Here is a 10,423-nt window from a genome sequence, read left to right on the forward strand (position 1 = left end):
TGGCTGGCTCATGGTTTATGGGCTCGAGGCCTTATTTTCTAGAGAAATGCACAACCAGCTTGTCGCCTACGGTTTGCAGGACCTGGACCAGTACCAGCAGCAATACCACCGTGACCACCATGACATCGGTCTGGAAACGCTGGTAACCGAACCGGATCGCCAGGTCACCCAAGCCACCGGCGCCCACCACACCGGCCATGGCCGTGTAGGACACCAGCGTAATCGCTGTCACCGTAATCGCTGCAAAGATGCCCGGACGGGCTTCCGGCAGCAAGGCGTTGACGATGATCTGCCGGGTGGTTGCGCCCATGGCCTGGGTCGCTTCGATGATGCCGCGGTCGACTTCGCGCAGGGCGGTTTCCACCAGGCGGGCGAAGAACGGGGTCGCGCCGACCACCAGTGGTGGAATTGCGCCGGCCACGCCCAACGAGGTGCCGGTAATCAATACCGTGAACGGGATCATCACGATCAACAGAATGATGAACGGCAGCGAGCGCAGGATGTTGACGATCAGCGATAACAGCGCATAAACGCCCCGGGCTTCGAGCAACTGGCGTGGGCTGCACAGGAACAGCAGCACCCCCAGCGGCAAGCCGAGCAGCACGGTGAACAACAGCGAACCGAACAGCATCAGGAAGGTGTCGCCAGTCGCCAGCCAGATTTCCAGCCAGTCGATGTTTACAAAGAAATTCGTCAGCAGTTCCATTAGCGCAGCACCTCCATGTGGACATCGGCCGCGGTGAAGCGGGCGAAAGCCGCCTCCATGTCACCGCCGGTGATGGCGAGGGTCAGTTGCCCGTAGGGGGTGTCTTTGATGCGGTCGATACGGCCGGCCAGGATGCTGTAGTCCACACCGGTTTCCCGGGCGACGGTGCCGAGCAAGGGGGCGTAGGTCGCATCGCCCTGGAAGGTCAGACGCACGATGCGCCCAGGTACGTGGGCAAAATCGTCGCGCTGTTCGCTCTCGTCGATCTGCTCGTCTTCCTGGACGAAACGCTTGGTGGTCGGGTGCTTGGGATGCAGGAACACGTCGGCCACCGGACCTTGCTCGACGATGACGCCGGCGTCCATCACCGCCACTTCATCGCAGACCCGGCGGATCACGTCCATTTCATGGGTGATCAACACGATGGTCAGCTTCAGCTCGCGGTTGATTTCGGCCAGCAGTTGCAGCACCGATGCGGTGGTTTGCGGGTCCAGCGCACTGGTGGCTTCGTCGCACAACAGGATCTTGGGCTTGGTCGCCAGGGCGCGGGCGATGCCGACGCGTTGCTTCTGGCCGCCGGACAACTGGGCCGGGTATTTCCTGGCGTGATCGGACAAGCCTACTCGGGCCAGCAACTCGGCCACTCGCCGGTCAATGTCGCTGCGGGACAGCTCGCCCGCCAAGGTCAGTGGCAAGGCCACGTTGTCGGCCACGGTCTTGGAGGCCAGCAGGTTGAAGTGCTGGAAAATCATCCCGACCTGTTGACGGAAGCGTCGCAGACCGTTGGCGTCCAGGGCGGTGATTTCTTCACCGTCGACGATGATCTTGCCGCCGCTGGCGTCTTCCAGGCGATTGATCAGACGCAGTAGGGTACTTTTTCCTGCACCGGAGTGGCCGATCAGGCCGAAGACCTGACCGTTCTCGATCGTCAGACTGGTCGGGTGCAGAGCGGGGATATCCTTACCGGCGACGCGGTAGGTTTTATGGACGTTTTGAAACTCGATCACGTAGCGAACCTTGTGGGGCGCGTTGGAAAAGGGGCAGCGGTTAGCCGGGGGCGCATTTTAGCCTGTCTGTATAGAGGTCATTAGCATTTATTTCGCAAACTGACTGCCATTTGGAAATAACGCGATCGAAGGTCAGCGAGCCTGGTGGTCGGTCGTTGAGCACCCCTGCGCGCCGCTGTCGGGGACCGGGCGCCATGCGGCCGTCGCCAACCCAGACAGTAACAACACCGTTAATACTTCTTGCTCAAGAGCATTCAAAGTTAGCTTTTAATATATTCACATACTCGGTTTCATTTCGAATAAGTCCTTTCAGTTGTCCACGGATAAGTATCTGGTAAGTTACCGGCCGTCGCTCACTACAGCGAAGTAAAACCCGTCACGCAATGGCGGGGAAACATTTAAAAGGAATTGAATGTGAAAAAACATAAGGCTATTTTTGCAGGACTGTTTGTGTTGGGCGTAATGGCAAACGCAGTGGCTGCAAGTTCGACGACTTCGGACACTTTAATGATCTTCGGTGAACTTCCCGACGCGCATGTCGCGCTACCTCGGTACCAGGCCTTGTCAGTCGCGGCAATGCCTGAGGAAGAATTCAAGGAGCGACTTGCCGACGACAAATTTTCTTCCCTGGCCTATCTGGACATCGCCGCAGTAAAGGACGATGAAGCCGCCATCGAGAAAGCAACGGCGATTTTCCGCTCGGGGAAACCGGTGCTGTTGAAAATGGGCTACCAGACGACGGAACTGGCGAAAACAGTAAGTGGCATATTCGGAATTTCCAGCGCGTTTGACTATGCCTTGTTTCACCGGGTGAGCAATTCGGAGATCAATGTCTATCGCCTGGAAGGTTACCAGGATGAAGCCGTCCTGGAAGCGGTGTTGTTGCTGGTCACGGAACTGCAGGCACAGGGCAGCTACCCCCGGGAGGAAGGCGAGTTCATTGGCCTGCCGAAACTGACCTACAACATCAATCTTCAAAGCCCGAACCAGGAAATGACGTCCGTGGTGAATATCGATGTCATCAGGAGCGCAGAGCGAAGCCAGGACAAGAAGTTCGTTTCCATCAAAACGTCGCCAACGACAACGCGTTCCACGAAAAACGGCATCACCATTGGTGGGTCCGGACCGGGTGGCAGTGGGGAAAATCTGTGGGGCGCGTACTTGCCCCATGCATACCGGTTCACTCACCAACTGACCGCTGAACAGGTTGTTCCGGTGTTGGTCAATTCGGCGCCTGCCAGCGATTCGAGGACGGATTTCAATTACAGCGAGACGAAAACCAATGGATTTTCCATTGGCGGAACATTGGGTAGCGAGTTTGGCGGAACGAAAGCCGAAAACATTACCTATGCCGCCAAATCGCCGTTCAACGTGAATTTCGGCCTGAGTTATTCACATTCCAAGACCATGAGCTACGCGTTCCAGGACTACTCGTTGATCGCAGCGCAGAACGGCTCGAAGTTGACGTGGAACGCACCCATAGACCCCAAGCTGAAGGCTGTATTGGTCGACAGGCTCACGGCCGGCATGCCTATTTTGACTGAGGCGCGAATGACGCCAATGATGCGCTCGGCGTCGCTTGAGTCTTATACCTTGTGGGAGTTGCCCGGCACCTACACCGGTGCGGCAACAGTCAGCATTGGCGGCGGCTATGATTTGAATCGGCGTGAGTGGTGGTGGGATCGGACCCAGGTTAGATCCCTGCATGTCACCGATGTCTACGATGCCGCCGAGCAGTACACGCTGGACTTGAACAGTCCGTTCCTGACACGCGAGATGACCGTGCTGATTCGCTCCGCCGACGGCGTCGGCAAGTGCATGTCTGAAAACGCCAACTCCGGTGTTTCCCTTGAGTCCTGTGCGGCCTCGAACGTCAATCAGCTGTGGGGCCTGGATTCGGAGAATCGGTACGTCAACCGGGCGTCGAACCGATGCCTGAGCGTGCGCGAAACGGATGGCGCCCTGATCACCGATAGCTGCGCCCTGGATAACCGGCAGCAGTGGGAGTGGCAAGCGGATCGGATTCATTCGTTGTACAACCGCGACTGGCGCCTTTATGCCGATGACAGCCGGCTGAAAGTCATTCCGGATGACTCCATGCACTTCCAGGACACGCCCAAGAACGTGTTCAACCCGCTGAACATTCCTTGGGCGAGCTATCCACGGGCACCGTCTATCCATGATGTGATGCCCAACCACTTGGGCCCATCGCCTCAGATCAGCCCGGAATGGGTCGACCGCTATCAAGGCGTGGATACGCGCCAGAGGTGGAGAATCGAGATCCTGCGCGATGGCATCTGACCGCTGAAGCTCCGTCAACCCAACGGTGAGGTTCATCACCGTTGGGTTGGCGCCGGCGGGGAACATCCAGGCGCGTTTCGAGGGAACGGCTCGAACCCTCATCAGTCACTACATAAGCCACTCCCAAATGCCTGGGCACTACTGCCCCGGCGCTTGTCCGCAAGCCCTGTCTGGAAAAGGGATCGAAACGAGGAGTTTATGTCTGATGAATACCAAGCAGCCTGCAACCGCCAAGAGCCAACTGGCCGGGACCGACACCCTGGATCGCGGCAACACCAACGCCAAGCTTGAGAGCCTGGAGCCGTTTCGCTCCGATGCCACCGAGCAGGCATTGCGCACCAACCAGGGAGTGAAGATCGCCGACAACCAGAACACCCTCCGTGCCGGCGCCCGTGGGCCTTCGCTGCTGGAAGATTTCATCATGCGTGAAAAGATCACGCATTTTGACCATGAGCGTATCCCTGAGCGCATCGTTCACGCCCGCGGTACCGGGGCCCATGGTTACTTTCAGAGTTATGAAGCGCATTCGGCACTGACCAAGGCTGGTTTCCTACAGGACCCGAGCAAGAAGACTCCGGTGTTCGTGCGTTTTTCCACCGTGCAGGGGCCACGGGGGTCCGGTGACACGGTGCGTGACGTGCGGGGCTTTGCCGTGAAGTTCTTCACCGACGAAGGCAACTTCGATCTGGTCGGCAACAACATGCCAGTTTTTTTCATACAGGATGCGGTGAAGTTTCCTGACTTCGTCCACGCGGTAAAACCCGAACCCCATAACGAGATTCCTACCGGCGGTTCGGCCCACGACACCTTCTGGGATTTTGTCTCGCTGGTGCCGGAGTCGGCTCATATGGTGATCTGGGCGATGTCCGACCGGGCCATTCCAAAGAGCTTGCGAAGCATGCAAGGCTTCGGCGTCCATACCTTTCGTATGATCAACGCCGAAGGCCGCAGCAGTTTCGTCAAGTTCCATTGGCGACCCAAGGTCGGTACGTGTTCATTGGTGTGGGACGAAGCCCAGAAGCTGGCCGGTAAAGATACGGACTACCACCGTCGCGATCTGTGGGAAGCGATCGAGGTGGGCGATTACCCGGAATGGGAGTTCGGTGTGCAGATCGTCGCCGAGGAAGACGAGCATGAATTCGACTTCGACCTGCTCGACCCGACCAAGATCATCCCCGAAGAACTCGTGCCCATCACGCCGCTGGGCAAGATGGTGCTGAACCGCAACCCGGACAACTTCTTCGCCGAAGTCGAGCAAGTCGCCTTCTGCCCCGGGCATATCGTGCCGGGTATCGACTTTTCCAACGACCCTTTGCTGCAAGGCCGGCTCTTTTCCTATACCGATACGCAGATCAGCCGACTCGGTGGGCCGAATTTTCATGAGCTGCCGATCAACCGTGCGATCACCCCTGTACACAACGGCCAGCGTGACGCCATGCACCGCACCACCATCGACAAGGGGCGGACCTCCTACGAGCCGAACTCCATCGACGGTGGCTGGCCGAAGGAAACCCCGCCCGGTCCGCAAGACGGTGGTTTTGAAAGCTATCCAGAGCGTATCGACGCCTACAAGATCCGCCAGCGCAGTGACTCGTTCGGTGACCATTTTTCCCAGGCGCGGCTGTTCTACAAAAGCATGAGTGCCCATGAGCAGGAGCACATCATCGCGGCCTACAGTTTCGAATTGGGCAAGGTCGAGCGGGAGTACATCAGGGCGCGGCAGGTTAACGAGATTCTCGCCAACATCGATTTGGACCTGGCGGCACGGGTGGCGAAAAACCTCGGATTGCCGGCGCCCACTGCGGGCACCGTGGATGTACCGACGCTTTCGCTGGAGACATCCCCGGCCTTGAGCCAGGCGAACTTGCTGTCCGGAGATATCAAGACACGCAAAGTCGCGGTGCTGGTGGCGAACGGCGTCGATGGGGCGATCATCGATGCGCTCAAGCAGGCGCTGGAGGCCGAGGGTGCCCATGCAAAAGTCCTCGGGCCGACCTCCGCGCCGGTCACGACCGCCGATGGGCAGACGCTGGCGGTGGATGCATCCATGGAAGGCTTGCCATCCATTGCGTTTGACGCAGTGTTCGTGCCGGGCGGCGCGCAGTCGATCCAGGCCTTGAGTACCGATGGCGTTGCGCTGCATTACCTGCTGGAAGCCTACAAACACCTGAAGGCTATCGCCCTCAACGGTGAAGCCAGGCAATTGTTGGCGTTGTTGAAACTGGAGGCGGACGCGGGGCTGATTCCGGATGCCGATGCCGGGAAGTTCGCGGATTTCTTTGCGGCGATTGCTCAGCATCGGGTTTGGGCGCGGGAGCCCAAGGCCAAAGGGATTCCGGCTTGATGATTGTCTGAAAAGGGCTTGTTGCCTGTCAGGACGCTATCGCGAGCAGGCTCGCTCCCACAGGTGTGTGTCGGATACAAAATTTGTATTCACAACACATCCAATGTGGGAGCGAGCCTGCTCGCGATGCCTTTAAGATTTACGCGGAGTCAGCACCAGCTGCGCCGGCACGCTGCGCAGGAGCTGTTTGCGAAGCTTCAGGTCAAACCCCGGATCCAGCTTTTTTACCCGCTTGGTCAGCAGGTTCGCCAGCCATGGATAATCGTTGGTACGCGGCGCCTGGACTGTGACATCACACTGGAAATTCACCACATCGGCGGCAATGGCATCCAGTTGCCTACGCATTTGCTGGATATCGTTGATGTCGAGCTGAATCGTGGTGCTCTCGGCGCTCGGATCGATCAGCTTGGCGACCGGTTTGGTTTCGGCAGCCTGGAGGGCGGCCTCGGCTTTATCCAGCTCGACCTTACGGGCCTCGGCGATCGCGCCGTTGACTTCACCGGTCAGAGCCGGGGCCTTGGGCATCAGGGCGCGAGCACGGCTCAGGGCGGTGGCGGCGGCGTTTACATCGCCTTTTTGCAGATCGATCTGGCTGCGGCGCAGATACGCCTCGGCCAGTTGCCGCTGATAGGGCTCCAGCGCCGGGTCATTCGGCGTCTGGGCCTGCAGTGCGGCCAATTGATCTTCAGCGGTGGCCAACTCATTGCTGGCCAGGCTTTGTTCCAGCTGCGCAATGGCCGGGCCCCGGGTGTCGGGCGCTTCGGTCACTGGCGGCGAACTCGTGCAAGCCCCCAGCAGCAAGGAAAATGCGACAAGGAGCAGATAACGGGAGGCGAACGGCTTCATTCCTGCGACTCTCTATTTGCGCAAAAAGCGAGCAAGTCTACACCCCTCGGCGGGGCAGGACAAAACTCAGCAGAAACAATGCCGCGGCGCTGACCACGATCGACGGGCCGGCCGGGGTGTCCTTGAACCACGACAAGGCCAGCCCGCCACACACCGCAAGCATGCCCAGCAGGCTCGCGCCCAGGGCCATCTGCTCCGGCGAGCGGGCGTGACGCTGTGCCGCGGCAGCTGGAATGATCAGCAATGACGTAATCAGCAACACACCGACGATTTTCATCGCCACGGCAATGACCACCGCAATCAGCAGCATCAGCGCCAGTCGCAGCCCCGTCACGGGCAGGCCTTCGACCCGGGCCAGTTCTTCGTGGACGGTGACGGCCAGCAAGGGGCGCCAGAGCGCTACCAGCAATAGCAGGACGGCTGCGCTGCCACCCAGGATCCAGGCCAGGTCCGTCGGGCTGATGGCCAGCAGGTCACCGAACAGGTAGGCCATCAAGTCGATCCGCACTTCACGCATGAAGCTCAGCACTACCAGGCCAAGGGACAGGGTACTGGGCGCGAGGATGCCCAGCAGCGTGTCGGATGCCAGCGGCTGGCGCTGTTGCAAGGTCACCAGCACCACCGCCAGCAACAGGCAGCCGACGGTCACCGCCACCGTTGGGCTGACGTCCAGCAAGAACCCCAACGCCACACCGAGCAATGCCGCGTGGGACAAGGTATCGCCGAAATAGGCCATGCGCCGCCAGACCACGAACGAGCCCAGGGGACCGGCCACCAGCGCGAGGGCCAGGCCTGCAAGCAGGGCGTACAACAGAAAATCAGCCATGCTTGCAGCCATCTCCATGAACATGGGGGGTAACAGGTGCACCGATGACCACCGAACCGTGCAGGTCGTGGGCGTGGTCATGGTGGTGGTGATAAATCGCCAGGCTGGGTGCGTTCTTGCCGAACAGTTCGACGAACGCCGGGTCGCCACTGACCTGCTCGGGATGGCCGGAACAGCAGACATGCCGATTGAGGCAGACCACTTGGTCGGTGGTGCTCATGACCAGGTGAAGATCATGGGAAACCATCAGCACACCGCAGCCGTGACGGTCGCGCAGGCGGGTGATCAAGCTGTACAGCTCGGCCTGTCCCGCCACGTCGACCCCCTGTACCGGCTCGTCGAGCACCAGCAGCTCAGGCTCGCGCAGCAAGGCACGGGCCAGCAGCACGCGCTGCATTTCACCACCGGAGATGCTTTGCACCGGGCTGTCGATCACGTGTTCGGCGCCGACTTCGTTGAGTGCCGCCAGGGCCCGCCCGCGATCCACGCCAGGCACCAGGCGCAGGAAACGCAGGACCGACAGGGGCAGCGTCGGGTCTACATGGAGTTTTTGCGGCATGTAGCCGACCCGCAGCTTCGGTTTGCGCCAGACGCTGCCGCTGTCCGGCTTGAGCAAACCCAGCACGGCGCGCACCAGGGTGGTCTTGCCGGCGCCGTTGGGGCCGATCAGGGTGACGATCTGCCCCGGCTCGACGCTCAGGTGGATGTTGTCCAGCACGTTCTGTCCGGCGAACGTCACGGCCACCTGCTCGAGGCGGATCAAGGCATTGCTCATCAGGCCCCCTGGCAACCGGAGCAGAGGCCGACCACTTCGACGGTCTGGCTGTCGACCACGAAGCCGACCTCCTTGGCGCTGGCAACGATGGCATCGCTGATGGATTTCTGCTCCAGCTCGATGGCGGCGTGGCATTCGCGGCAGATCAGGAACTGGCCTTGATGGGCGTGTTCGGGGTGGTTGCAGCCGACGAAGGCGTTCAGGGAGGAAATGCGATGCACCAGGCCGTTTTCCAGCAGGAAGTCCAGCGCCCGATAGACCGTCGGCGGCGCGGCGCGGCGGCCGTCCTGCTCGCTGAGCACCGCCAGGATGTCGTAGGCACCCAACGGCTTGTGGCTTTGCCAGACCAGTTCCAGCACGCGCCGCCGCAAGGCGGTCAAGCGCAGCCCCTGCCGTGCACAGATGGCATCGGCCTCGGACAGCGCGCTGTGCACGCAGTGAGAGTGATCGTGGGGACGACTGGCGAGGGGTGTAATAGGCATGGGCAGCGACGAGTTCAGTGAGAGACGTTATTATGTTACCCGTTCTCGCCTCTTCGAGTGGTCATCGTGTCCCGATTTTTTTCGCTCTTTGTCGCTTTTGTCGCAACTTTTCTGTTGATCGGTCCGGCCCAGGCCGAGGTCAAGGTCCTCACCAGCATCAAGCCGCTGCAGTTGATTGCCGCTGCGGTGCAGGACGGCGTGGCCGTTCCCGAGGTGCTGCTGCCTCCCGGAGCTTCGCCTCATCACTACGCCTTGCGCCCATCCGATGTACGCAAGGTGCAATCGGTGGACCTGCTGTACTGGATCGGTCCGGACATGGAAGGGTTCCTGCCGAGGGTGTTGAACGGTCGTACGCTGCCTTCCGTCGCGGTACAGGACCTGCCGGGGCTCAAGTTGCGGCATTTTACCGAGGACAGCCAATCCCATACCGATGAGGATGGCGACGAGCATGATCATGACCATCGTCCTGGCACGATCGATGCCCATTTGTGGCTTTCACCGATCAACGCTCGGGTGATCGCCGCCAGAATGGCCGCAGACCTGAGCGCTGCCGACCCGGCCAATGCCGAGCGTTATCAAAGCAACCTCCAGGGCTTCAACCAGCGGCTCGATGCCTTGGACACGCGCCTCAAGTCTCGTCTGGCCGGGATTGCGGGCAAGCCCTACTTCGTATTCCACGAAGCGTTCGATTATTTCGAAGACACCTACGGTCTCAAGCACGCCGGGGTGTTCGCCGTGGCCGCCGAGGTCCAGCCCGGGGCCCAGCATGTGGCGGCGATGCGCACCCGCTTGCAGGCCGTGGGCAAGACCTGCGTGTTCAGCGAACCGCCCCTGCGCCCGCGCCTGGCCGAAACCCTGGTGGCCGGGTTGCCGGTCAAGCTTGCGGAGCTGGATGCGCTGGGCGGCTACACCCCGGCGACGGCGCAGGGGTATGAGCAGTTGTTGGAAAAGCTGGGGAATGATTTGGCGGGGTGTCTGGAGTCGTTGTAACGCTTGATTGGCGACGATCCCGATCGCGGGCAAGCCTTGCTCCCACAGGGTAAAACACAGGCAAGCCTTGCTCCCACAGGGTAAGACACAAGCAAGCCTTGCTCCCACAGGGTAAGACACAAGCAAGCCTTGCTCCCACAGGGTAA

Annotated in this window: 9 protein-coding genes; 3 read left to right on the top strand and 6 right to left on the bottom strand. The window is 60.3% G+C overall.

The features are described 5' to 3' along the window. Positions 1–31 precede the first annotated feature (31 nt). On the bottom strand, positions 32–706 hold the full coding sequence (locus ACODTO_RS14195; protein ID WP_139641438.1) for a methionine ABC transporter permease: 675 nt from the start codon (positions 704–706) through the stop codon (positions 32–34). Then, positions 706–1,713: a methionine ABC transporter ATP-binding protein gene (locus ACODTO_RS14200; protein ID WP_139641440.1), complete on the bottom strand. Its 1,008-nt coding sequence runs from the start codon at positions 1,711–1,713 to the stop codon at positions 706–708. The genes ACODTO_RS14195 and ACODTO_RS14200 overlap by 1 nt, the downstream gene beginning before the upstream one ends. Before the next feature lie 414 nt (positions 1,714–2,127). Here ACODTO_RS14200 and ACODTO_RS14205 point away from each other — a divergent pair, with 414 nt between their 5' ends. Both ACODTO_RS14205 and katE read left to right on the top strand, forming a co-directional pair. Beyond that, positions 2,128–4,014, top strand: a complete 1,887-nt coding sequence (locus tag ACODTO_RS14205) for a ricin-type beta-trefoil lectin domain protein (protein WP_489106602.1) — start codon at positions 2,128–2,130, stop codon at positions 4,012–4,014. A 205-nt stretch (positions 4,015–4,219) separates the two neighbouring features. Then, entirely contained in the window at positions 4,220–6,358 is a 2,139-nt protein-coding gene (gene katE, locus ACODTO_RS14210) for a catalase HPII (protein WP_489106603.1), read from the top strand. A gap of 132 nt (positions 6,359–6,490) precedes the next feature. Here katE and ACODTO_RS14215 read toward each other — a convergent pair whose 3' ends face one another. Genes ACODTO_RS14215 through zur form a run of 4 tightly spaced genes read right to left on the bottom strand, consistent with a single transcriptional unit; the run spans position 6,491 to position 9,287 of the window. After that, a complete protein-coding gene (locus ACODTO_RS14215; protein ID WP_139641446.1) occupies positions 6,491–7,204 on the bottom strand; it encodes a PA5502 family lipoprotein in 714 nt (237 codons plus the stop codon). Positions 7,205–7,241: 37 nt separating this feature from the next. Then, positions 7,242–8,030, bottom strand: a complete 789-nt coding sequence (znuB, locus tag ACODTO_RS14220; protein ID WP_139641449.1) for a zinc ABC transporter permease subunit ZnuB — start codon at positions 8,028–8,030, stop codon at positions 7,242–7,244. After that, complete coding sequence (gene znuC / locus ACODTO_RS14225) at positions 8,023–8,805, bottom strand: zinc ABC transporter ATP-binding protein ZnuC (protein WP_041024685.1); 783 nt, start codon at positions 8,803–8,805, stop codon at positions 8,023–8,025. The genes znuB and znuC overlap by 8 nt, the downstream gene beginning before the upstream one ends. Beyond that, positions 8,805–9,287, bottom strand: coding sequence for a zinc uptake transcriptional repressor Zur (gene zur, locus ACODTO_RS14230; RefSeq protein WP_024778404.1), 483 nt, complete (start codon positions 9,285–9,287; stop codon positions 8,805–8,807). Before zur ends, znuC begins: the two co-directional genes overlap by 1 nt. A 66-nt stretch (positions 9,288–9,353) precedes the next feature. On the opposite strand from zur, the gene ACODTO_RS14235 reads away from it, so the two are divergent. Then, entirely contained in the window at positions 9,354–10,277 is a 924-nt protein-coding gene (locus ACODTO_RS14235; RefSeq protein ID WP_489106604.1) for a zinc ABC transporter substrate-binding protein, read from the top strand. Positions 10,278–10,423 lie beyond the last annotated feature (146 nt).

This window comes from Pseudomonas sp. FG13 (genome assembly GCF_057809755.1).

What these genes read in the sequence shown, in the direction of transcription:
- ACODTO_RS14195 (WP_139641438.1), bottom strand. Translation starts at nt 706, where the DNA reads ATGGAACTGCTGACGAATTTCTTTGTAAACATCGACTGGCTGGAAATC.
- katE (WP_489106603.1), top strand. Translation starts at nt 4,220, where the DNA reads ATGAATACCAAGCAGCCTGCAACCGCCAAGAGCCAACTGGCCGGGACC.
- ACODTO_RS14215 (WP_139641446.1), bottom strand. Translation starts at nt 7,204, where the DNA reads ATGAAGCCGTTCGCCTCCCGTTATCTGCTCCTTGTCGCATTTTCCTTG.
- znuB (WP_139641449.1), bottom strand. Translation starts at nt 8,030, where the DNA reads ATGGCTGATTTTCTGTTGTACGCCCTGCTTGCAGGCCTGGCCCTCGCG.
- znuC (WP_041024685.1), bottom strand. Translation starts at nt 8,805, where the DNA reads ATGAGCAATGCCTTGATCCGCCTCGAGCAGGTGGCCGTGACGTTCGCC.
- zur (WP_024778404.1), bottom strand. Translation starts at nt 9,287, where the DNA reads ATGCCTATTACACCCCTCGCCAGTCGTCCCCACGATCACTCTCACTGC.